The following is a 22,082-nucleotide window of genomic DNA, read 5'->3' on the forward strand; positions in this document are numbered from 1 at the left end:
GCACTGTACGGGTGCCCGCCGCGCCACACTGAGGCGTAGCTCACATCCCCGCTGTGGAACGCTTCACCCCCGGGCGCGCGTCTCACGGGCACTCGCGCGGGCCGGGCCGACTTGCCGGGCCCCCGGCACGGCCGAACCATAAGAGGGGTGAGTGACGACGCCGCGTACCTCCGGTATCCGCACCTGCACGGTGACCTGCTCTGCTTCGTCACCGAGGACGACGTGTGGGCGGCACCGCTCGCCCCGGCGGGCGAGCCGCCGGGGCGAGCGTGGCGGCTCACCGTCGACCGCACGCGGGTCGGCCCGCCCCGCTTCTCCCCCGACGGGCGGCACATCGCCTTCACCTCCTGGCGCAGCCTGGACCCGGAGATCCACCTCGTCGACGTCGCCGGCGGCCCGGCCCGGCGGCTGACGTACTGGGGCGCGCCGGACACCCGCGTCTGCGGCTGGACGCCGGAGGGCGACATCCTGGCCGTGGCCTCCCACGGGCAGCCGTTCTCCTACTTCACCTGGGCCTACCGGCTGCCGCTCGACGGCGGGCCCGGCGGCCAGCTCCCCTGGGGGCCGTGCAGCGACATCGCCGTCGCCGACCTGCGCGACTTCCCCGGCGGTGAGCGCCGCACCCTTCTGCTGACCGGCCGTCCGCCGCACGAGCCCGCCGCCTGGAAGCGCTACCGGGGCGGCGCGACGGGACGGCTGTGGCTGCACGGCGAGCGGCTGCTGCCCGAGCTGGCCGGCCACCTCGACTCCCCCATGTTCGTGCGCGACGGGACCCGGACCGAGGACGACGGGCAGCCCGCCTGGCGGATCGCCTTCCTCTCCGACCACGAGGGCGTCGGCAACGTGTACTCCTGCCGCCCCGACGGCTCCGACCTGCGCCGCCACACCGACCACGCCGACTTCTACGCCCGGCACGCCGCCACCGACGGCAGCCGTCTCGTCTACCAGTGCGCGGGGGACCTGTGGCTGGTGGACGACCTGAGCCCCGGCGGGCAGCCACGGCGGCTGGACGTGCGGCCGTGCGGGCCGCGCCCCGGGCGCCGGAGCTACCAGGTCCCGGCCGCCACCCGGCTCGACGGCCTCGCGGTGGACACCACCGGGCGGGCCAGCGCCGTGTGCGTCGGCGGCAGCCTGTACTGGCTCACCCACCGCGAGGGACCGGCCCGGGCCATCTCCACCACCCCCGGCGTGCGGGTACGGCTGCCGGAGATGCTGGGCGCCACCGGGCTCATCGCCTACGTCACCGACGCCGAGGGCGCCGACGCCGTCGAGCTCGCCTATCTGCCCCGGGCCAGCGGCGGCGAGGGGCCGCGCCGGATGGCGTCCGGACGGCTCGGGCTCGTCCACGAGCTGGTCGCCTCCCCGGACGGCGGCACCCTCGCCGTCGCCACACACGACGGACGGCTGCTGCTCGTCGACGTCGCCGGGCTGCTGGAGCGCGAGAACGACCTGACCGCGCGGCGCACGCCGGAGGACGGCGCCGGGGAGGAGGGCGGAACCACGCCGCCCGGCGCCGGTCAAGGCGGAACGGAGGACGAGGGCGAGGGACCCGAGCCGGCGATCACCGAGCTGGTGCGCTCCGCCAACGGCCCGGTGCGCGACCTCGCCTTCTCCCCCGACTCACAGTGGCTGGCCTGGGCGCACCCGGGCGTCGGGCGGACCCTGCGGCAGATCCGGATCGGACGGCTCGCGGACGGCACGGTCATCGACGTCACCAACGGCCGCTTCGAGGACGAGCAGCCGGTGTTCACGCGGGACGGGCGGCATCTCGCGTTCCTGTCCTGGCGCGGCTTCGACCCGGTCTACGACGTGCACACCGGCGACCTGTCGTTCCCGCTGGGCTGCCGCCCGTACCTCGTCCCGCTGTCCTCCGCGACGCCCTCGCCGTTCGCGCTCAACCCGGAGGGCCGCCCCGCCGCCGGCGGCCTCGACCCGCGCGAGACGCCCAGCGGCTTCGACGAGGACCGCGCGGTGCTGGTGGAGGCCGAGGGGCTGGCCAGCCGGGTCACGCCGTTCCCGGTGGCCGCCTCGAAGTACTCGGCACTGCAACCGGTGGCCGGGGGCGGGGTGGTGTGGCTGCGCTACCCCATCTCCGGCGCGCTGGGCGAGACGTTCGTCAACCCGGCGGACACCTCGGGCCGCCCGACGCTGGAGTACTTCGACATCGCCCGCGCCAAGCGGGTGGAACTCAGCGTCGACGTCGACTCCTTCGCCGTCAGCGGCGACGGCACCCGCATGGTCCTCAACGACGAGGGCGACCTGCGGGCCGTGCCGGCCAACGACAGCCCCGACAGCGACTCCACGGTGTGGATCGACCTGCGCCGCATCATGCACGAGGTCCACCCCGTCGAGCAGTGGCGGCAGGCCTTCGCGGAGGCCGGCCGCATCGCCCGGGCCTACTTCTGGGACCCGGGCATGTGCGGCATCGACTGGGACGCCGTCCTCGACCAGTACCGGCCGCTGGTGGACGCGGTGGCCTCCCCCGACGAGTTCGCGGATCTGCTGCGCGAGGTCCTGGGCGAGCTGGGCACCTCGCACGCCTACGTGGCCGGGTCCCGGCGCAACGAGGGGCCGCCGCACTACCAGCGGCCCATCGGGCTGCTCGGCGCCAACCTCGCGCGGACGAAGGACGGTGAGTGGCTGGTCTCGCGCATCCTGCCGGGCGAGTCCTCGGACCCGAAGGCCCGTTCCCCGCTGGCCGGTTCCGGCATCCGCGAGGGCGCCGTCCTCACCCACGTCGACGGCCGCCCCGTCGACCCGGTGGCCGGGCCCTACCCGCTGCTGTCCGGCGCCGGGGGCACCACGGTGGAGCTGGCCTTCCGCAGCCCCGACGGTTCCGGGCCGCCCCGGCGGGTCGCCGTCGTTCCGCTGGTCGACGAGCGGCCGCTGCGGTACCAGGACTGGGTGGCCAAACGACGCGCCGTGGTCCGCGAGTTGAGCGAGGGGAAGTGCGGCTACCTGCACATCCCCGACATGGGCGGCTCGGGCTGGGCGCAGTTCAACCGGGATCTGCGCATGGAGGTCACCCGGCCCGCGCTCATCGTGGACGTGCGCGGCAACGCGGGCGGAAACATCAGCGAGCTGGTCGTCGAGGGACTGACCCGCCGCATCCTCGGCTGGGACCTCACCCGGGGCGCCGAGCCGGTGTCCTACACCTCCAACGCGCCGCGCGGGCCGATCGTCGCCCTGGCCGACGAGGCGACCTCCTCGGACGGCGACATGATCACCGCGGCGTTCAAACTCCTCGGGCTCGGGCCCGTCGTCGGCTCGCGCACCTGGGGCGGCGTCGTCGGCATGACGGGACGTCACCGGCTGGGCGACGGCACGATCATCACCGTCCCGATGAACGCCGCCTGGTTCGACGCCTACGGGTGGGACGTGGAGAACCTCGGCGTCACCCCGGACATCGAGGCTCTGCGCACACCCCTGGACTGGGCGGAGGGCCGGTACACGGTCCTGAGCACCGCCGTCGGGACGGCGCTGGAGCTCCTCGAGAGCAACCCGGCGAGCACGCCGCCCGACTACTCCGACGTCCCCGACCGCCGACGCCCCCCGCTGCCACCCCGCACGGTTTAGGCCGGAATGCGAGGTATGCCGGTGCGTGTCAGGCTGATCACGGCCGATCACGGCCGACCACTCACACCGACGTGGAGCAGCAGAACATGGGTATGCAGGACGAGTTCAAGGACAGGACGCAGAACATGAAGGATGCCGCGCAGCGGGCGAAGGAGGAGGCCCGACGACGGGCCGGCCGCGGCGGCGACCGCGAGGAGGAGCGCGGCCAGGACATGCAGGACCGCGTCCAGGAGGAGCGGGACCGGCTCGGCGAGCGGGCCGACGACGCCCGCGAGCGCTTCGACCGCTGATCCGGGCGGCGCACGCCGACCGCCGCCGTGCACGCCGACTGCCGACGTGCACGGCGCCCCGGCCCGCGCGGACGGTGCCGCCCACGCGGGCCGGGCGTCGGGACGCACCCCCTCCCCCGGGTGCGCCCCGACCTTTCTCCCCTCCGGCCCGCCGTGGGCGGGCCGTCGCGCGAGGCGTCTCAGACGCGTTCGCGCTCGTCGGCGGCACCCCCGGCGCCGACGAGTCCAGTGTGCCTGCTGCCGCGCGAGGCGAGCAGCTTCGGTTCGGCCCTGCGCATCTCCCGCCTGCCGCCGATCCCGACGATGGTCGGCAGGGCGCCGCGGACCATCTGCATCCCGCGCAGCCACCACTGCCCGTAGACGTGTGCGGACCGGCGCTCGACGCCCACGACGATCCGGTCCACGGCCGGCCCGAGCGGATAGGTCTTGTTCAGGGGCGGCGGCATGGAGTTGCGCCGCAGGTCGCGCATGAAGTCGTCCTCGTCCGCGCCCCGCACCATGTCGGTGTCGGTCCAGCTCAGATAGCCGACGCCGACCCGCACGCCCCGGTGGCCGACCTCCGCGCGCAGGCTGTGCGCGAACCCCTCCACACCCGACTTGGACGCGCAGTAGGCCGTCATCATCGGCGCCGGGGTGATCGCGGCGAGCGAGGCGATCTGGAGGAAGTAGCCGCGCGACTCCGTCAGGACGGGCAGGAACGCCCGCGCGGTGACGGCCCCGCCGACGAGGTTGACCTCGATGACCCGGCGCCAGACGACGGGGTCGCTCTCCCCGAACGGACCGCCCATGGCGACCCCGGCGTTGGCGACGACGACGTCCACCTTGCCGAAGTGCTCCGCGACCTCGGCCGCCACCGCGGCCATCGCCTCGTGGTCGGTGACGTCGGCGTGCCAGTGCGCCGACTCCGTCGGCAGGGCAGCGCTCACCTTCTTCAGCGCGTCCGGCTCCAGGCCGACGAGCGCGATCTTCGCTCCGCGCGCCGCGAGCTTGCGGGCGAGCAGCTCGCCGACGCCGCGGGCGCCACCCGTCACCACCGCGACCTGGCCCTCCAGGTTCCAGCGCTTCATGCGTCCTCCTTCGCTCGGGGGGCCGCCGCGTCTCCGGCGGGCTTGAGGTGGTCGGCGACCAGGCCGCGCAGGACGTCCGTCACCGAGGCCGGGTCCTCCAGCGGCGTCATGTGGCCGAGGCCCCGCTTCTCGTGGGCCCCCACGCACCGCGGCAGGTTGGCGACCAGCTCGCGGGCGTTGGGCAGCGGGGTGAGCCGGTCGTGGGTGCCGGCCAGCACGGCCACCGGCATGGTGAGCCGGGCGATCTGCTGGAAGAGGTCCAGGCCGTGGAGCACCCGGCCCCACCCCGCGCGCACCCGGCGGGGGCACGCGTGCACGATGCGGGCGGTGGCCTCGATCTGCTCCGCCGCCGCCGACGGGCCCATCGTGGCGTAGTGCAGCAGCCGGCGGGTGACCGCCGAGACCGGACCCAGCGGCGCCGACGCGTGGAGCAGCAGCCGGTGCGCGAACCGGCGCGCCCGCGGCCCGCCGGGCGCCGGGATGACCCGGGCCCGGTCCGGCAGCCGACGGGTTCCCGTGCTGCACAGGAAGGCGGCCGCCGCGTGCCGGGTCAGCGTGGGACGTCCGGCCGCGGCCACGATCGTCATGGCGCCCATGGAGTGCCCGCCGACGACGGCCTGTTCGCCCTCGGCCAGCACCGCCTCCAGGACGGCGCACAGGTCGTCGGCGAGGGCCTGTGTGCTGTACCGGCCGGGGGTGGCCGGAGACCTGCCGTGCCCGCGCTGGTCGTAGGCGACGACGCGCAGGCCGTCGGCCGTCAGGCTCCGGATCACCGGCGCCCAGAAGGCGGTGGAGCACGTCCAGCCGTGGGAGAGCACGACGGTGCGGCCGTCGGCCGGGCCGTGCTCCTCCACGTGCAGCCGTGCGCCGGTGCTGGAGGTCACCGTCCGGGTGGCCCTGGGCGTGGGCGGGGCGTAGGGGCCGGAGGCCGGGTGCGTGGTGTCGCTCATGCTGCGGCCCCCTTCGCGGACGCGGACCGCCCCGCGGGCTTGGCGGCGGGCTCCGTACCCGACTTCGTACCCGACTTCGCGCCGGGCTTCCGGGTGGGCGTCGCCTCGTCGGGCACCGCCTCGGCGGACGCCCCGGCCGCGGCCGGATTCGCGCGGAGGACCGAGTACTCCTCCAGCCGCACCTCGCGCGTCGCCCGGCGGAACTCGGTGGTGGTGCCGGGCCAGACGGTCGTGTTGCGCCCGTTGGCGTCCAGGTACCAGCTGTCGCAGCCGCCGGTGGTCCACACGGTGCGCTGCATCCGCTCCTGGATGCGGTGGCTCCAGGCGTGCACGGCGCTGCGCCTGGCGTCGAGCGCCACCCGGCCGCCGAGGGTGTCGAGTTGGCGCAGGTAGTCGACCATGTAGTTCAGCTGAGCCTCGATCATGAGGATCATCGAGCTGTTCCCGAGCCCGGTGTTGGGCCCGATGATCGTCAGGAAGTTGGGGAACCCGGCCGCGCTGGCCCCGCGCAGGGACTCCATGGAGCCGTTCCACTCCTCGGCGAGGGTCCGCCCGTCGGCGCCCTTGATCCGGTGGGCGATGGGCATGTCGGTGACGTGGAAGCCGGTGCCGAAGACGACGGCGTCGGCCTCGGTCTCGGTGCCGTCGCTCGCGACGAGCGTGTGGGCGCCCCGGAACTCCCGGAGCCCGGAGGCGACCAGGTCCACGTTGTCCTGGGCGAGCGCCGGGTAGTAGCTGTTGGACAGCAGGATGCGCTTGCAGCCGATGCGGTAGTCCGGCGTGAGCCGCTCGCGCAGCACCGGATCCTTGATCGCCCGCTTCATGTGGGCCAGGGCGAGCTTCTGCACGAGCCCGAGCTCGCCGGGGTGCTTGGTGAAGGCGCTCACCTGGAGTTCCCTGATGCCCCACAGCAGTTGGCGGCGCAGGTAGCGGGTGGCGGGCACCTTGGCGTGCAGCCAGCGCTCGGCACCGGTGATCTTGCGGTCCATGCGCGGCATGACCCAGGCCGGAGTGCGCTGGAAGAGGGTGAGCCGCCCGACCGTCGGCTGGACGGCCGGGACGATCTGGATGGCGGAGGCGCCGGTGCCGATCATCGCGACGCGCTTGCCCCGCAGGTCGTAGTCGTGGTCCCACTGCGCGGAGTGGAAGACCTTGCCCTGGAAGCCGTCGAGCCCGGGGATGTCGGGGATCTTCGGGTCGGACAGGGGCCCGGTGGCGGAGACGACGACGTCGGCGGTGAGCGTGCCCTGGCTGGTGCGCACGACCCAGCGCAGCTCATCGGCGTCCCACTCGGCCTGCTCGACCTCGTGGTGGAAGCGGATGTGCGGACGCAGCCCGAAGGTGTCGGCGACGTGCTCCAGGTACGCCTGGATGTGCGCCTGCCCGGAGAAGTTGCGCGGCCAGTCGGGGTTGGGCGCGAAGGAGAAGGAGTACAGGTGCGAGGGGACGTCGCAGGCACATCCGGGGTAGGAGTTGTCGTGCCAGGTGCCGCCGACCGCGCCGCGGCGTTCGAGGACGACGAAGTCCGTGATGCCCGCTCGGCGCAGTCGAACGGCGGCGCCCAGGCCGCCGAACCCGGAACCGATCACCGCCACCCGTACGTGCTCATGCTCGCGCTCGGCCATGCCGCGCCCTCCCGGTCCGTACCGTTCGTTCAACCGCGCCAGCAATCACTGGCGCAGTCGCAGCGTAAAGGAGCGGCCCCCGCCTGAACAGGGGTCGGGCGCAGAAAAGTTACCGGTGGTTGCACCGGTGTTCGCCCGGCTCGGATCGAGGCTGGTCAGGGACGCCGGGGCCCGCCCGACCCCACCCCCTTCCCGGGCCGAGGTCATAGGCTGGCCGGGTGGGGAACTCACACGAGCGGCAGGACACGACCGACGACCGCGGCCGGACACCGGCCGCCACGGCGGACATCACGGCGGCCGGGACGACGCCGGACGCAGCGGCGCCTCGGGACGCGGCGGGAGCAGAGGACACCCGTGCGGCGCGCGGCGTCACGGCGGACGACGACGGCCCGGCGACGCACGACGGCCCGGGGGCGCACGACGGCCCAGAGACGGACGCGGGCCCGGCGGACGGGACGGCGACGGGCGTCGTGGGCGCGGAGCGCGAGTACCGGATGGCCGAGCTGGCCGAGGCCGCCGGGATCACCGTGCGCACCGTGCGCTTCTACCGCGAGCGCGGGCTGCTGCCTCCGCCGCGCCGCGAGGGCCGGATCGCCTGGTACAACGAGCACCACCTCGCCCGGCTCCGCACGATCGGCGCGCTGCTGGCCCGGGGGCACACCCTCGGCGGCATCACCGAGCTGCTCACCGCCTTCGAGAAGGGCCGCGACTCCCACCAGGCCGCCGAACTCCTCGGCTTCGAACCGGCGTTGACGGCCCCCTTCTCGGAGGAGGTCCCCGTCCGCCTCACCCCCGAGGAACTGGCCGAGCACTTCCCCGGCGAGGCCACCCCGGACAACCTCTCCGACTCCATCGAGCTGGGCTACCTGTCCGTCGACGGCGACGAGATCGTCCACATCAGCCGCCGTCTGCTCGACGCCTCGGCCGCCCTCGTCCGCGAGGGCATCCCGCTGGCCGAGGTGCTGGCCGGGGCCCGCGAGGTCCGCGCGCACGTCGAGGCCATCTCCGCCGTCTTCGCGGACGTCCTCACCGAGCACCTGCTCAGCGGCGACCGGCACGCCGAGGACGTCGCCACCGCCGTGGACCGGCTGCGCCCCTACGCGAAGCACATCGTCGACGCGGAGCTCTCCATGGCCCTCGACCGCGGGGTGCGCAGCCGGTTCGACGCCTGGCTCGCGGCCCGGGAGGACCCCGACGCCTGAGGAGGCGCGGCAGACCCCGCGCCTCCGCGCAGACCTCCCCAGGGCGGCGGGCCCGTCGGGCAGCCCTCAGCGCTCGAAGACCGCCGTGACCGGTGCGTGGTCCGACCAGCGCTCGGCGTGGCTCGCCGCCCGCTCGACGTACGCCTTCACACAGCGGGAGGCGAGCCTCTCCGTCGCGGCGACGAGGTCGATGCGCCAGCCGCTGTCGTTGTCGAAGGCCCGCCCCCGGTAGGACCACCACGAGTACGGGCCCGCCTGCTCCGGGTGCTGCTGGCGGACGACGTCGACGAAGCCGCCGTCCGCCGGGTCGAGCACGCGGCCCAACCACTCCCGCTCCTCCGGCAGGAACCCGGCGTTCTTGCGGTTGGCCTTCCAGTTCTTGAGGTCGGCCTCCTGGTGGGCGATGTTCCAGTCGCCGCAGACCAGCACCTCCCGGCCGGCCGCGGCGGCCCGCTCCCGCAGCTCCTTGAGGTACGGCAGGAAGGCGGCCATGAACCGTTCCTTCTCCTCCTGCCGCTCGGTGCCGACCTCACCGGAGGGCAGGTACAGGCTCCCCACCGTCACACCCGGCAGGTCGACCTCGACGTACCGGCCGGCGGTGTCGAACTCGGGCACGCCGAAGCCGACCCGCACCGCGTCGGGCTCCCGCCGTGTGAGAACCGCCACACCGGCCCGGCCCTTGGCGGCCGCCGGGGCCCACTGCGCGTGCCAGCCCTGCGGGGCCCGCACCTCCTCCGTGAGCTGCGCGGGCTCGGCGCGGACCTCCTGGAGGCACACCACGTCCGCCTCGCAGGCCGCCAGCCAGGGCAGGTACCCCTTCTTGGCCGCCGCCCGGAGACCGTTGACGTTCGCAGTCGAAATCCTGAGCATCACGGCAGGGTACCGAGATTTCCTTCCTTAGGATTTCCGGTATGCACACGGCCCGGATACGTTACGACGACCCCGACGCGCGCCGTCTGGAGGCGGAAGTCCAGCAGGAGTACGTCCTCCGCTACGGCGACGAGGAGGGCGACGCCACACCGCTCGACCCGGGGATGTTCGAGCCCCCGCGCGGGCTGTACCTGATGGTCTACGACGACGCGGGCGTGCCCGTCGCCACCGGCGCCTGGCGGGCCATGGACCGCGACGGCGAGGGCTACCGGGACGGGGACGCCGAGATCAAGCGGATGTACGTCGTCCCCGCCGCGCGCGGGCAGGGCCTGGCCCGCAAGATCCTGGCCCAGCTCGAAGCCGACGCCCGGGCGGCCGGGCGGGTCCGGATGGTGCTGGAGACCGGTGACAAGCAGCCGGAGGCCATCGCGCTCTACGAGTCCGAGGGCTACGAGCCGTGCGCCAAGTTCGGCTACTACCGCAACGAGCCGGAGAGCCGGTGCTACGCCAAGACCCTGACCGCCTGAGCCCTCCGCCGTCCGAACACGTCGACGTCCTCGTCGTCGGCGCCGGGCTGTCCGGGATCGGCACGGCCTGCCGGCTGAGCCGGGACAGCCCGGGGCGCAGCTTCGCCGTCCTGGAGTCCCGCGAGGCTGTCGGCGGCACCTGGGACCTCTTCCGCTACCCGGGCGTCCGCTCCGACTCGGACATGTTCACGCTCGGCTACGCCTTCCGGCCCTGGCGGGGCGACCGGGCCATCGCCGAGGGCGCCGCCATCCGCGACTACATCCGCGACACGGCCCGCGCCTTCGGCGTCGACCGGCACATCCGCTTCGGCCACCGGGTGCTGCGCGCCGACTGGTCGAGCCGGGAGGCCCGCTGGACGGTGACCGCACGCCGCCTGGACACCGGCGAGGAGACGCGGATCACCTGCTCCTTCCTCGCGGCCTGCGCCGGCTACTACCGCTACGACGCGGGCCACACCCCCCACTTCCCCGGCGCGGACCGGTTCCGGGGGCCCGTCGTCCATCCCCAGCACTGGCCGGAGGACCTCGACTGGCGGGGCCGCCGCGTCGTCGTCATCGGCAGCGGCGCCACCGCCGTGACCCTCGTCCCCGCCCTGGCCGAGTCCGCCGCCCACGTCACCATGCTCCAGCGCTCGCCGAGCTACGTGGCCGCGATGTCCGCCGCCGACCCGCTGGCGCGGCTGCTGCGCCCGCTGCCCGAGCGCGTGCGCCACGTCGCCGTCCGCTGGAAGAACGTCCTCGTCTCGCAGGCCGGGTACCAGCTCAGCCGGCGCCGGCCGAGGCTGATGAAGGCCCTGCTGCGCCGGGGCGTCAGGAACTGGCTGCCGGACGGTTTCGACGTCGAGACCCATTTCACGCCCCGCTACGAGCCCTGGGACCAGCGGCTGTGCGCCACCCCCGACGGCGACCTCTTCCGCGCCCTGCGCCGGGGAGACGCCTCCGTCGTCACCGACCGCGTGACCGCCTTCACCGAGACGGGCATCGCCCTCGCCTCCGGTGCCCACCTCGACGCGGACGTCATCGTCACGGCGACCGGGCTCACCCTCCAGCCCATCGGCGGCATCCGGCTCGGCGTGGACGGCGAGGAGGTCGAACTCGGCCGTACCCTCGCCTACAAGGGCGCCATGCTCTCCGGCGTGCCCAACTTCACGCTCACCCTCGGGTACACCAACGCCTCCTGGACGCTGAAGGCCGACCTCGTCGCCCGCTACGTGTGCCGTCTCCTCGACCACCTGGAGAAGACGGGCCATGCCGCGGCCGTCCCCGTCGCCCCCGCCCTGCCGCCCGGAGAGAAACCCGGTCCGCTCATCGACCTGCGCTCCGGCTACGTCCTGCGCGGCGTCGACGCGCTGCCCCGGCAGGGCGCCCGGGCACCCTGGCGCCTCCACCAGAACTACCTGCGGGACCTTCGCCTCCTGGGCCGCTCCCGGGTCGACGACGGTCACCTGCGCTTCACCACCGCAGCCTCCGAGGCCGCGACGTCCCCGGCCGAGGCGCACGGCTGAGGCGCACGGCTGACGGGCACGGCTGAGGCGCACGGCTGAGGCGCACGGCTGACGGGCACGGACGACGCGCGTGCGTGCGCGCACCGCTGACCTGCGGGGCGGCCCCGTCAGCCTGCCCCCGTTCAGACACTGGGCGGGTCCGGGAATCCGCTCAGCGGTGCATCGGACTTCTTTTCGGCCGCCCGGCGCGGCACGATGGCCGCCATGGAGAGGGACCGGTATGGGCGGTGAAGGTGAACCCCGCTGGGCGGCGTTCGGTCGGCGGCTGCGGTACTGGCGCTCGCGCTCCGGGCTGACGCAGGCCCAGCTCGGCGCGCTGCTGGGCTACCACCACAGTCACATCAGCAAGATGGAGCGGGGTTTCCGCGGACCGCCCCCGCGGTTCCCCGAGGCCACCGACGCACTGCTGCGGAGCGGAGGGGAGTTGACGGCCCTGTGGGAGCGCTCCAGCGGGGCCTCCTCCCCGCTCCTGCCCTACCCCGTCCCCGCTGTGGACGGCCTGCCCGCGCGGGTCACACCGGAGCTGCTGGCCAACTGGCCGTCGTCCCTTCCCGCCAACGGGCTGCCCTGCCCCCTGCACGACACCGCCGGGTGCGCCGTCCCGCCACCCGGCCACGTCCTCGCGCCCGGTCGCGCGCTGCCGGTGGACACCGACGGGGTGCACGGGCTGGCCGCGCTGCTGGCCGCCTTCGAGGGCATGGCGGTCGGCCGCAGCCGGGTGGACTGCGCCCCCGTCGAGCGGACCCTGCGGGCCCTGGTCGAGCGGTCCGAGCAGGTGGCCGCCCGCTCCGCGCCGCCGCTGCTGCGGCTCGCCGCCCGCTACGCCCAACTCGCCGGCTGGCTGCGGGTGCTGCACGACCAGCACGGGCTCGCCATGTCCTGGTACGGCCACGGGCTGCGCTGGGCCGACGCCTCGGGCGACGCGACGGCCAAGGTCGCCCTGCTCTTCGACATGGCCATGGTGGCCCGGATCGAGCGGGACCGCGACGCCGTCCACTCCTACGCCGCCGCGCTCGAACAGGCGGCCCCGGGCCGCCGCTGGGTCGCGACGATGGCCTCCCTCTACCGGGCCCGCGGCAACGCGCTCCGGGGCTCGCTCGGCGACGTCGAACAACACATCGCCCGGGCCCGGGAGCTCCTGGGCGGCCTCGGCGAGCGCGACCGCGCCGAGGCCCCGTGGCTCGTGGGCCCGCAGGGCGTGATGCGGCTGGAGTCCAGCGCGGCCGGGGCGCTGCGGGACGTCGCAGCCCGGGCCCGGGACCCCCGCGCCGCCCACCGCGCCGTGGCCGCCAGCCGCGCCGCCCTGTGCACCCTCCCCGCCCACATGCGACCCACCCGGACGCTGCTCACCCTGCGGCTGGCCGACGCCCACGCCTGCGCCGGGGACCCGGAGGCGGCGGTGGCCGCCGCGTACGAGGTCCTCGACGACGCGCTCGCCGCCCCGCGCACCACCATCGTGCGGGAACTGCGCGGCCTGCAGGCCAGGTTGACGGCCGACCCCGACTGGGCCGGCACGGCGGCGGCCCGGCACTTCCAGGAGCGGCTCCGCGCCACCCTGCCCTCCCCCTGAGCGGACCGGCGCACCGGGTGCGGGATCGGGGCCCTCCTGCGGGCCCCGCACCGCTCCCGCCGTCACCGGGGCCTGACCCGGTCCCGGCCGGACCCGGGGAGGAGTGGGTCCGACCGGAACGCCCGAGGGTCAGTACACGCTCACCTTGTAGCGGTTCACCGCCTCGGGGACGGGCTGGTAGTACGTCGTGCCGCCGGAACGGCAGTCACCGCTGCCGCCCGAGGTCAGCCCGAGGGCCTTGCTGCCGTCGTACAGCGGGCCGCCGGAGTCGCCGGGTTCGGCGCACACGTTGGTCTCGATCATGCCCTTCACGGTGCCGGAGCCGACGTAGCGGACGGTGACGTTGAGCGCCGTCACCTCACCGCTGTGGGTGCCGGTGGTGGAGCCGGTGCGCTTGACGGACTGGCCCACGTAGGCGTCGTCGGCCACGAAGCCGCCGGGGTGGCTGAGGGAGGTGTTGGTGTACTCGACGAGCGCGTAGTCGTTGTTCGGGAAGCTGGAGTGGACGGTCGGGCCGATGTGCGTCTTCTGGCCCGAGTCGGCGTACCAGTCGGCGGCGACGTCACCGCAGTGGCCCGCGGTGAGGAAGTAGTACGTGCCGCCGCTCTGGACGTTGAAGCCCAGCGAACAGCGGTAGCCGCTGCCGTAGATGGCGTCACCGGCGGACATCAGGGGCTTGAGGACGCCGGGCGTCCGCTCGACCCGCAGGGCACCGGCGTTGGGCTCGGCGGCCTTCCGCAGCCGGGCCAGCTCGGCCCGGGAGACGGTGGAGTCGGCCTTCACGACGACGCGGCCGGAGGCCTCGTCCACGTGCCAGGCGATGCCCTCCACGTCCGTGCCGAGCACGGCCGCGTCGACCTGGGCCAGTTCGGTCGCGCTGTACGCGTGCGGTTCGGCGGCACCGGCGTTGGGCAGTCCGATCGTGGTGGCTGCGACGAGGCCGGCGACGGCCCCGATCAGGTGAGCACGCTTGCGGATTCTCGGCCGGGGGGTGGTTCGCTTGATCCTCACTGCAAGCTCCTCCTGGAGTCGGAGAGCCCGTTGGGGTGCGGGCCCGTGACGGGAGCGGCCCGGCCCGGGAGTTCACCCCAGGTCTGACGTGCTCCTGCCAAAGACGCATTATGTAGGGGCCCTGAAGAACGTCAAGACCGCCGGGCTACACATCAGCGACCCCCACCGTCAGCGGAGCGCTGTTGAATGCCTCCATGAACGTCCGCGAACTGGTGACCCTCCTGCCCGACCCCGCCACACTGGCCACCCGCTGCCGCGCGTTCGCGCTCCTCGACTCCGTCCTCGACGACTTCGCCCCCACGCACACCTTCCTGCCCGCGTGGCGTGAGGGGGTCGACCTCGCGCAGATGGACAACGGCTCCGGGGGCCTGTACGCGATCGCGTTCGACCCGGCGGGAGTGTTCCTCTACGGCTTCGACCACGAGTGCGCCGCGACGCCCTGGCGCGAGGAGCCTCGGGCCCACTGGCCCGGCCTGCTCGACGGCCTTCCCGCCGCCCTCGCGCACTACCCGGGAGAACCGGAGTTCCAGCTCGACGGGTTCTTCGACGCCACGGTGTGCGCGTGGCGGGAGGCGGGCGGCGCCGCATGGCAGTGCGGCCCGGTGGAGTTCGCCGACGACGAGTCGGACGGCGCCGGCTTCCTCTTCGAGCTCCTCGCCGACGGAAGCCCGGAGGCCTACGTCCGCTTCGCCGAGGACTACTTCGAGCAGCGGGTGGACCGCGAGGCCGTCGAGTCGGTCCTCGCGGCCACCCCGCTCTCCCCGGGGACGCTGGCCGCGCTCTCCCCCACCGCCGACTTCGCGGCCACCGCCCAGCACGCCCGCACCCTCGGCTACCCGGCAGTCCCGCACCCGGCGCCCTGACGGTTGACCGTGGGGCCGGTCTGCGGGCGGGCCAGACCCCGGCGAACGCCGACCGATCGCTCGGCGGGCGGCTGGTCAGGACCCCGCCGACGCCAGGGACGTGGCCTCCCACACGAACCCGTCCGGATCGGTGAACGGGTCGGCCGAGCCGCCGAGGACGATCCGGTGCGAGCCGCCGCCCTCCGCGGGGACGCCGACGTCCTTGGCCAGGCCGCGGCGCTTGTACAGCGCCAGCTTGACGGGGCTCGGGCCCTCCCCGGCGAACTCGACGTACTTGCCGCCGAAGCTCCTGCCCACGGCCAGCCCCCGGCCGACGTAGAACCGCTTGCTCGCCCTGACGTCCTCGACGCCGAGCAGCAGCACCAAGTCGTCGACGTCCCGGGAGGCCGGACCGGTGTCCTTCTTGGACGAGGTGGCGACCTTGCAGATCGTCCCGTCCGGAGCCTGGACCACACCGCCGTAGCCCCACAGGGTCTTCTCGGGCCGCTTCAGCGGCTTGGCACCGGCGCCGAGGGCGGCGTCGACGAGCAGGTCGACGTCGGCGGGCTGAGACACCGTGAGCGCCAGCGCGAAGCTGCGGAAGCCGGTCGTCGGCGCCTCGGAGGCCCGCAGCCGAAGCCGCGGGCCCAGCCCGAGGGCGGTGGCGTAGAAGTGCTCGGCGGCCGTCGGGTCGGCCACCTCAAGGGTGAGGGATGCAAGGGAATTCATGCCCATCACGCTAGGCGCGCTTCCCTCGCCGCGGCTTCTTCATTCCTGCTCGATGCCGTCACCTTGTGCGCGGCGGCTCGTTCTCCAAGGGCTGGTCGGCGGGTATCCCTCATGACGGGGATCACCCCTGGGAGACGGTCGGGCGAAGCTTGGGAGGGGACGATGGCGGTCGAAGCCGGCACGGAGCGGGACGAGCGCGTGGCGGGACGGGTGTGGACGGTGCGTCTGGACCCCTGCGGCCGCCCGTCCGCCGGTGCGGTGAAGCTCTCCTGCTCCCGTCCGGCCTGCCCCGACCAGCGCTTCCCCGAGGGCACCGCCGCGGGCCGCAAGGCCGCGGTCGGCCACGTCAACGCGCACCTGGCCGCCATCGCTCAGAGCGGCGGGCCACGGGGGCGGGCGGCCTGTGCCTGCCGTGCCGCCGACTGCGCCTGGCACACCCCCGACCCCGGCACCGGCCGGCACGGCGAGGCCCGGGCGGGAGCGGGTGCGGTGCGGTGCGGCGGCCCGGTCGTGCTGACGGTGTACGCGGACCGCGCCGGACGGCTGTGGCGGATCGCCGAGACCTGTGCGCGCTGCGCCGCCGCCACCGCCGACTGCCGCGTCCTGGACACCGCCGCCACACCGGCCGGAGCGGCCCGGGCCACGAGGGCGGCGAGCACCGGCCAACCCCCCGCGGGCGGCACGGCGGTGGCCTTCTCCGACCAGGGCTCCGGCACACCGTCCGCCCCGTCCGCCGGAGGGGCGACGGTGCCGCGTACCCGCACCGCCTCCCGCTCCCGGGAGCCGCGCCGGGCCAAGCCCCCGGGGAAGATCGCGCAGCGGACCGTCCCGCACGACCTGCGGCCCGACACCCTGCGCGAAGAGCTCGTCGAACTGGGCGACGCGTTCCGCGCCTACCAGCGGCGTCCCGAGCCCGACCTCCCCCTCCTCGCCGAACTCCACGACCGCAAAGCGCGCGCCTTCGCCCTGTGGGCGGAGGCGAGCGGGGACGGCTCGCTGCACGAAGAGGCCCGGCGCGCCGAGAAGGCCGCCCAGGCCACCCGCGAGATGAACGCGCACCGCACCGGCGTGCCCATCGGCAGCCCGGACGGGGAACCGCCGGTGCCCCGGATGCTGACCGGTCAACAGCCCGGCCACGCCCGTGCCGTGCTGGACCACGTCCGGACCCACGCCCCCGTCGCCGAGCCCGAGATCCACTTGGCGGTGCTCATGCTCACCCTGCGCGCCGCCCGCTCCGGCACCGCCAACGTCACCGGCCAGGACCTCACCGGCTGGCTGCGGGACGACGCCGAGCGGGTCCTGGAACGGCTGGCCGCGGCCGGCTGGCTGCGCCTGCCCGGAACCGTGGCCGACGTCCTGGCCTCCCGCCCGGAGGACCCCACCGCGCTCACCGTCCCCTCGCTGCTCCACGACGGCGCCCACCCGCTCGCGCTGGGCAAGACCACCCGGTCCAGGATCTCCGGCTGGGCCCAGAAGACCGTAGGCGACCGGAAGATCCGCAAGAAGAAGCTCCCCGCCGCCGCCCGCCTCCTGGCCCTCTACACCGCGGCCCACACCGCCCCCGACGGACGCCTCGTCCACACCGGGGACGAGGGCCTGCCCCTGGACCACGTCGCCGGGTTCTGCGCCCTGACGCCGGAGCAGGTGACCGAGCACGCGGGGCTGCTCGTCACCGTGGACTGGCTCGCGCACGCCGAGACGGCCGACGGACGGCTCCACGGCAGGCTCGCCGAGCGCGCCCTGCCCATGGGCGGGCTGCTGTAGCGCGGCGCCGCCGGCACCGGGTCAGCCGGGGATGTCGCGCGGGTCGTCGCCGTACGTGTACTCGGTACGGACGCGCCCGTGGGCGGGCTCGTGCTCCCTGGCCCGCCTGCGGGCCGTCGGAGCGTCGGCACCGTAGGCGTACACCGGCCTCGGGGAACATAGGTACAGCGGCTATCGGTGAGAACGATCATGGCCGTCTAGCACAGTGATCCACTTCGCCGCTGGGGTTCGGTGAAACGCCTCCGGGCCCGGTCCGGGGCTGGCCACGGTCCGGCTCGTGCCCGTGCAGCTCGGCATCGAGGACCCGTCGGTGGTCAAGCGGTACACGGAGCGACGTCAGACGCTGTACGACCACGCGTGGGAGATCCGGGACGCCTACGCCTACCACCCCTACGAGGACGCCGAGTGGGGCCGGCGGTTCCGTACGTTCCTGCACGGGCGGGCGTGGACGCACGCCGAGGGCCCGAAGGCGCTGTTTGACCACGCGGTGGGCTGGCTGCGCCGTCACCGGGTCCTGCTGCCCGGGATGTCCGTGCTGGCCCGGCAGGCGGCGGAGGCGCGGACGACGGGTACGGCGTTCGCCCGCGCGCTGGAGCGGGTGGACGAGATCGGCGCGTACCGGCACGGGCGGCTGCGGCTGTCGCAGATCCCGCCGAACCGGATGGCCGCGCTGGCCCGGTACGCGCTGGGGTCGAAGGCGCCGCTGCGGGAGCGGGCGGCGGCGCCGAAGCGCACGGCGATGCTCACCGCGGTGATGCGGCGCCTGGAGGCGAAGGCCATCGACGAGGCCCTGGACCTGTTCCAGGTCCTGATGGCCACCCGTCTGTTGAACACGGCGAAAGCGCAAGACGGAGAAGGAGCGGCTTTCGACGTCGCCGCAGTTGGAGAAGGCGTCACGGCTGCCGGCTCCCTGCGCCCTCTGCGCGACCCGGATGCCCCAGAGCCGGACGACGACGACGGGCAGGAGTGAGTATCAGGAGCCGATCGGATCAATCCGTGACGGGCAGGCACTCGGCGAGCAGAGCGACGACGTCACGCCAGGCTCGCTGTGCGTGCTGTGGGTGGTAGCCGACGCCGGGACGTACGATGTGGTCGACCGATGGATGGTGGAAGGCGTGCAAGGCGCCGCCGTAGACCACGAGGCGCCAGTCGACGCCCGCGGCCTGCATCTCGGCGGTGAACGCATCCCGTTGTGCTGGCGCCATGATCGGGTCTTCCGACCCGACCCCGGCCCATACCGGGCAGCGAATGCCCTCCGCCTCGCTCGGTCGGCCCGTGATCAGCCCGTTGACTGTCGCGATCGCGCGCAGGTTGACGCCGTCGCGCCCGAGTTCCAGCGCGATGGCGCCCCCGGTGCCGTAGCCGACGGCGGCTATCCGGTCGGGGTCGGTTCGCGGTTCAGTGCGCAACACATCGAGCGCCGCGTGGCCGATTCCTCGCATCCGGTCGGGGTCGGCGAGCAGCGGCATGCAGCGGGCCAGCATCTCCTCGGGGTCCCCCAAATAGCGCCCACCGTGAAGGTCGAAGGCCAGCGCTACATATCCCAGCTCGGCGAGAGCGTCGGCCCTGCGGCGCTCGACGTCGCTGAGCCCCGTGCCCTCTGGTCCGAGCAGCACCGCGGGCCGGCGGTCAACACCTGCCGGGAGCGCGAGGTGCCCGATCATCGTCAAACCGTCGGCCGGATACTCGACTGTACGCGTCGTAATCGTCGTCACGGGTCTGGACGGTAATGGTCCGTTGGGCCCGCTCGGGGTGGTTTTCACCGATGGCAGACAGCGGCCTGTCCCGACTACACCACCTGGATGCGTTGCCCGCCCTGTCGGCAGACGATCGAATGACGACAGGCGGCTGACGCGTCCAATGGACGCGGGAAATCCGGGGGTTCGCGGCGGCGCGAATCCGATCAGATCCGATGGTGACGGTTGACAGGGGTTTGATGACAGATAGGGTCCGATCCTCCGTACGGAAGGGGCCCCTCGGTGGCGAACCTGCTCTACAAGCGGGTCTCGACCGACCAGCGGTCCACCGCCCGCCAGGACCTCGTCCTCGCCAGGCCGGGATCGAGGACCCGATCGTCTTCGTGGAGGACCCGGGCACCTCCAGCCGCCTCCGCCCGCTCCAGCGCCCGAAGTTCCGCGAACTGCTCACCCACGCGCGACCGGGCGACACCGTGCACATCTCCGAGATGTTCCGCCTCGTGCGCGGCAACCAGCACATCCTCGACGTCCTCGAAGTCCTGCACCGCGACCAGCTCGCCCTGCGCATCCACGACGGCGCGTTCTCCGCCATGGACCTCACCGCCCGCCACCCCCGCACCGGCGAACTGCTGTCCACCGTGAAGTTCACGGTGCAGACCCTCGCCGCCGCCGGCGAACTCCAACGCGACCTCCAGCGCGAGCTGACCTACGACGGGCTGCGCGCCGCCGAGGCCAAGGGCAACAAGGGCGGGCGCCGCCCCGCCGTGGCGGCCGCCCAGACCGCCGATGTACGCACCGCGTACCTGGAAGGCCGCTCCATCGCGGCCCTCGCCCGTGACCACGGTGTCAGTCGCGGCGCCATCCGTACCGCCGTCGCCGACCTCCTGCTTGATCACACCGACAGTGAGGAGGGCCCTCCCGTCCTGGAGCTGCCGGTCACCCTCGACATGCCCGGCAAGGTCGCCGACTACCTCCGCACCACCGAACTGGAGCCCGCCGAGCGCGCCGCGCTCGACCAGGGGGTGACCGTACGGCGCGGCCAGGGCTACACCCTGCGCGTCAGCGCCGTCCCCGCCGTCACCGCCAGCTTCTCGCCCGCTGCCAGCCACTCGACGGCGGCCAGGGTCTTCCCGCAGTGCCAGCCCAGCTCAAGGCCCGCCGCGAGTACGAGAACAGGGTCAGCGCGGCTCCCCACGGCTCGGGGTCGATGGCGTAGGAGCCCGGCGGGACGGTCGAGGGTGCGAGCCGGGTCGCGCGGTCGCGGTCCTTGTCATGCGCCGACACATCTGGGATGCCGGGAAGCTCCGCAAGGTCCGACGTCAGTTCAGCACCGCACTTCGCGCAGAAGAAGACCGTCATGCTGGCTGTTGCATCCCCCATGCTCTGCCGCGACCGCGCATCCGGCATGACACCTGGAGCCGTTCCGCCGGGCCGCAGCCCCACCTCAACCACACACCGGGAAAACAACGAGGTCCCCGTCCGGTCAATCAGACCGGACGGGGACCTCGTGAACTCTTCCTGAGCTGACTCAGGAAGACTCACACTGTGGACCTGAGGGGATTTGAACCCCTGACCCCCTCGTTGCGAACGAGATGCGCTACCGGACTGCGCTACAGGCCCTTGCGACGGGTGAAACTGTAGCACCCGGGGAGGGCGGCGGGAAAATCCAGGCCGGGGGGTTACTCGTTGGCCGCGCGGGGGTGGTCCTGGTCCGCGTACTGGTCGAAGAGCGGGGTGCGGCCGCGCCTGCGGTCGTCCGTGGAAGCCGCGGGGGCGGCGGGGGCCACGGGGGGCTCCGAGCGGGCGGAGCTCCAGGTGTCGGGGGCGCCCAGGTCCACCCCTGAGGCGTGACGGGGGGCCACCGGGGCGTTGACGTAGGTGGGCAGCGGGACGGGGACGGGCTCCCAGCCGTCCGGGTCGTGCAGGGCGCGGGGCGTGCGCTGCTGGTCGACCCACTCGGCGTGGTCCGTTTCCTCCACCAGGGCTCGCCGGTCGTCCGTGGGCGTGGAGCCGGCCCGGGGCTCGGTGGCGGCGGGGGGCGGCGGGGTGGCGGCCACGGCGGCGTGGCGGCGTTCCCGGAGGCGGCGCGCCGCGGCCTCGGCCTGCTGCTGGTCGGGCCGGGCGCCGGCGAGCCGGGCGGCGTGGCGGCGGCGCTCCTGGCCGCGGACGTACAGGACGCAGGCGGTGAGCAGGGCGGCGGGCAGCGCGGGGGCCCACAGGAACTGGGTGCCGCCCACGGCGGCGGCGACGGAGCCGAGGGTGAGGGCGAGGAAGAGCACCATCGTGGTGCGGCGGCGGCGGCCGAGGAGTTTGGCGCGGGCGGCGCGCTCCTCGGGGGTGAGGGCGGACCGGGGGGCGGCGGGTTCCTGTGCGCCGGCGTCCGGGGCGCCCGGGGCCGGGGCCGAGGTGGCTGCATGAGCGGGCGGGCCGGGGTCCGGGGCGGCGTGGGGTGACGGGCCGGCGTGGGGCTCGGGGCCGCGGGCGCCGGCGGGGTCGGTGAAGCGCCGGATGGCGTCGGGGGTGCCGTCCGGCCGCTCGTGCGCCGGTTGCTCCGGCTGCTCGTCGTCGCCGTCCTTGGCCTGGCGCCGGCCGGTGGACATCCGTCCAGTCAGCGCGCGGATTGCCGTGCTGAACCGTTCCGTCGGACGGGCGTCGTTGAGTTCGTCCTGACGGCGGAGCCACATCGGCACCAGGTAGGCGGCCCAGGCCCCGACGATGACTGCGTAAATGAGGCCGCTACTGCTCACGTCTCACACCGTAGAGGGGTTTGACGAGGTGCATCAGCCAATCGGTGCGGTGTGTCGCACGATCTGCCTGACATCTCGACACTTTTTCACGGCTGGTTCAGACCGGTAAT

The 22,082-nt window shown here is 74.0% G+C and carries 18 protein-coding genes, 1 tRNA gene and 1 pseudogene; 10 read left to right on the top strand and 10 right to left on the bottom strand.

Annotation, left to right across the window (positions count from 1 at the left end):
- The first annotated feature begins 147 nt into the window (after positions 1–147).
- The gene (locus O7609_RS08325; protein ID WP_269734324.1) at positions 148–3,576 is read left to right on the top strand and encodes a S41 family peptidase; all 3,429 of its coding nucleotides are present in this window, start codon (positions 148–150) and stop codon (positions 3,574–3,576) included.
- A gap of 71 nt (positions 3,577–3,647) precedes the next feature.
- On the top strand, positions 3,648–3,866 hold the full coding sequence (locus tag O7609_RS08330; RefSeq protein WP_269743340.1) for a hypothetical protein: 219 nt from the start codon (positions 3,648–3,650) through the stop codon (positions 3,864–3,866).
- 179 nt (positions 3,867–4,045) lie between these two features.
- Here O7609_RS08330 and O7609_RS08335 read toward each other — a convergent pair whose 3' ends face one another.
- The 3 genes from O7609_RS08335 to O7609_RS08345 are packed head-to-tail and all read right to left on the bottom strand — an operon-like array spanning position 4,046 to position 7,508.
- The gene (locus tag O7609_RS08335; protein ID WP_269734326.1) at positions 4,046–4,933 is read right to left on the bottom strand and encodes an SDR family oxidoreductase; all 888 of its coding nucleotides are present in this window, start codon (positions 4,931–4,933) and stop codon (positions 4,046–4,048) included.
- Positions 4,930–5,883, bottom strand: a complete 954-nt coding sequence (locus tag O7609_RS08340) for an alpha/beta fold hydrolase (RefSeq protein ID WP_269734327.1) — start codon at positions 5,881–5,883, stop codon at positions 4,930–4,932. The genes O7609_RS08335 and O7609_RS08340 overlap by 4 nt, the downstream gene beginning before the upstream one ends.
- Positions 5,880–7,508 carry a flavin-containing monooxygenase gene (locus O7609_RS08345; protein WP_269743341.1) on the bottom strand — a complete coding sequence of 543 codons (1,629 nt, stop codon included), beginning with the start codon at positions 7,506–7,508 and terminating at the stop codon, positions 5,880–5,882. The genes O7609_RS08340 and O7609_RS08345 overlap by 4 nt, the downstream gene beginning before the upstream one ends.
- Positions 7,509–8,002: 494 nt before the next feature.
- On the opposite strand from O7609_RS08345, the gene O7609_RS08350 reads away from it, so the two are divergent.
- Positions 8,003–8,710 (top strand): MerR family transcriptional regulator, encoded by a 708-nt coding sequence (locus tag O7609_RS08350; protein WP_443072237.1) that lies wholly within the window; start codon positions 8,003–8,005, stop codon positions 8,708–8,710.
- A 66-nt stretch (positions 8,711–8,776) separates the two neighbouring features.
- Here the strand turns inward: O7609_RS08350 and O7609_RS08355 are convergent, their stop codons facing one another.
- Positions 8,777–9,580, bottom strand: a complete 804-nt coding sequence (locus tag O7609_RS08355) for an exodeoxyribonuclease III (RefSeq protein ID WP_269734329.1) — start codon at positions 9,578–9,580, stop codon at positions 8,777–8,779.
- Between the two features lie 41 nt (positions 9,581–9,621).
- Between O7609_RS08355 and O7609_RS08360 the strand changes: the two genes are divergently transcribed.
- From O7609_RS08360 to O7609_RS08370, 3 genes are all read left to right on the top strand, one after another.
- On the top strand, positions 9,622–10,107 hold the full coding sequence (locus O7609_RS08360) for a GNAT family N-acetyltransferase (RefSeq protein WP_269734330.1): 486 nt from the start codon (positions 9,622–9,624) through the stop codon (positions 10,105–10,107).
- Positions 10,080–11,612: a flavin-containing monooxygenase gene (locus O7609_RS08365; RefSeq protein ID WP_269734331.1), complete on the top strand. Its 1,533-nt coding sequence runs from the start codon at positions 10,080–10,082 to the stop codon at positions 11,610–11,612. Before O7609_RS08360 ends, O7609_RS08365 begins: the two co-directional genes overlap by 28 nt.
- A gap of 220 nt (positions 11,613–11,832) precedes the next feature.
- The gene (locus tag O7609_RS08370; protein WP_269734332.1) at positions 11,833–13,182 is read left to right on the top strand and encodes a helix-turn-helix domain-containing protein; all 1,350 of its coding nucleotides are present in this window, start codon (positions 11,833–11,835) and stop codon (positions 13,180–13,182) included.
- A gap of 129 nt (positions 13,183–13,311) precedes the next feature.
- Here O7609_RS08370 and O7609_RS08375 read toward each other — a convergent pair whose 3' ends face one another.
- Positions 13,312–14,193 carry a S1 family peptidase gene (locus O7609_RS08375; protein WP_269734333.1) on the bottom strand — a complete coding sequence of 294 codons (882 nt, stop codon included), beginning with the start codon at positions 14,191–14,193 and terminating at the stop codon, positions 13,312–13,314.
- Positions 14,194–14,387: 194 nt separating this feature from the next.
- Between O7609_RS08375 and O7609_RS08380 the strand changes: the two genes are divergently transcribed.
- Positions 14,388–15,056, top strand: coding sequence for a hypothetical protein (locus tag O7609_RS08380; RefSeq protein ID WP_269743342.1), 669 nt, complete (start codon positions 14,388–14,390; stop codon positions 15,054–15,056).
- A gap of 75 nt (positions 15,057–15,131) precedes the next feature.
- On the opposite strand, the gene O7609_RS08385 is transcribed toward O7609_RS08380, so the two are convergent.
- Entirely contained in the window at positions 15,132–15,764 is a 633-nt protein-coding gene (locus O7609_RS08385; protein WP_269734335.1) for a glyoxalase, read from the bottom strand.
- 162 nt (positions 15,765–15,926) lie between these two features.
- Between O7609_RS08385 and O7609_RS08390 the strand changes: the two genes are divergently transcribed.
- Positions 15,927–17,528 (top strand): hypothetical protein, encoded by a 1,602-nt coding sequence (locus O7609_RS08390; RefSeq protein WP_269734336.1) that lies wholly within the window; start codon positions 15,927–15,929, stop codon positions 17,526–17,528.
- A gap of 21 nt (positions 17,529–17,549) precedes the next feature.
- On the opposite strand, the gene O7609_RS08395 is transcribed toward O7609_RS08390, so the two are convergent.
- The gene (locus tag O7609_RS08395) at positions 17,550–17,672 is read right to left on the bottom strand and encodes a hypothetical protein (RefSeq protein ID WP_269734337.1); all 123 of its coding nucleotides are present in this window, start codon (positions 17,670–17,672) and stop codon (positions 17,550–17,552) included.
- 139 nt (positions 17,673–17,811) lie between these two features.
- Between O7609_RS08395 and O7609_RS08400 the strand changes: the two are divergent.
- Positions 17,812–18,445, top strand: a pseudogene (locus O7609_RS08400) (DUF4158 domain-containing protein); the annotation flags it as partial.
- A 72-nt stretch (positions 18,446–18,517) separates the two neighbouring features.
- Here the strand turns inward: O7609_RS08400 and O7609_RS08405 are convergent.
- Positions 18,518–19,243, bottom strand: coding sequence for a dienelactone hydrolase family protein (locus O7609_RS08405; RefSeq protein ID WP_269743344.1), 726 nt, complete (start codon positions 19,241–19,243; stop codon positions 18,518–18,520).
- Between the two features lie 365 nt (positions 19,244–19,608).
- Between O7609_RS08405 and O7609_RS08410 the strand changes: the two genes are divergently transcribed.
- Entirely contained in the window at positions 19,609–20,634 is a 1,026-nt protein-coding gene (locus O7609_RS08410) for a recombinase family protein (RefSeq protein WP_269743345.1), read from the top strand.
- A gap of 137 nt (positions 20,635–20,771) precedes the next feature.
- On the opposite strand, the gene O7609_RS08415 is transcribed toward O7609_RS08410, so the two are convergent.
- A tRNA-Ala gene (locus tag O7609_RS08415) sits at positions 20,772–20,845 on the bottom strand.
- 59 nt (positions 20,846–20,904) lie between these two features.
- On the bottom strand, positions 20,905–21,972 hold the full coding sequence (gene sepX, locus O7609_RS08420; RefSeq protein WP_269743346.1) for a divisome protein SepX/GlpR: 1,068 nt from the start codon (positions 21,970–21,972) through the stop codon (positions 20,905–20,907).
- Between the last annotated feature and the right edge of the window lie 110 nt (positions 21,973–22,082).

The sequence above is a fragment of the Streptomyces sp. WMMC1477 genome, assembly GCF_027460245.1.
GTDB lineage: Bacteria > Actinomycetota > Actinomycetes > Streptomycetales > Streptomycetaceae > Streptomyces.

Excerpts from the sequence above, each read along its gene's own strand:
- O7609_RS08345 (WP_269743341.1), bottom strand. The coding sequence starts at position 7,508 with ATGGCCGAGCGCGAGCATGAGCACGTACGGGTGGCGGTGATCGGTTCC.
- O7609_RS08355 (WP_269734329.1), bottom strand. The coding sequence starts at position 9,580 with ATGCTCAGGATTTCGACTGCGAACGTCAACGGTCTCCGGGCGGCGGCC.
- O7609_RS08360 (WP_269734330.1), top strand. The coding sequence starts at position 9,622 with ATGCACACGGCCCGGATACGTTACGACGACCCCGACGCGCGCCGTCTG.
- O7609_RS08380 (WP_269743342.1), top strand. The coding sequence starts at position 14,388 with ATGAACGTCCGCGAACTGGTGACCCTCCTGCCCGACCCCGCCACACTG.
- O7609_RS08370 (WP_269734332.1), top strand. The coding sequence starts at position 11,833 with ATGGGCGGTGAAGGTGAACCCCGCTGGGCGGCGTTCGGTCGGCGGCTG.
- O7609_RS08390 (WP_269734336.1), top strand. The coding sequence starts at position 15,927 with ATGGCGGTCGAAGCCGGCACGGAGCGGGACGAGCGCGTGGCGGGACGG.
- O7609_RS08385 (WP_269734335.1), bottom strand. The coding sequence starts at position 15,764 with ATGAATTCCCTTGCATCCCTCACCCTTGAGGTGGCCGACCCGACGGCC.
- O7609_RS08335 (WP_269734326.1), bottom strand. The coding sequence starts at position 4,933 with ATGAAGCGCTGGAACCTGGAGGGCCAGGTCGCGGTGGTGACGGGTGGC.
- O7609_RS08340 (WP_269734327.1), bottom strand. The coding sequence starts at position 5,883 with ATGAGCGACACCACGCACCCGGCCTCCGGCCCCTACGCCCCGCCCACG.
- O7609_RS08350 (WP_443072237.1), top strand. The coding sequence starts at position 8,003 with ATGGCCGAGCTGGCCGAGGCCGCCGGGATCACCGTGCGCACCGTGCGC.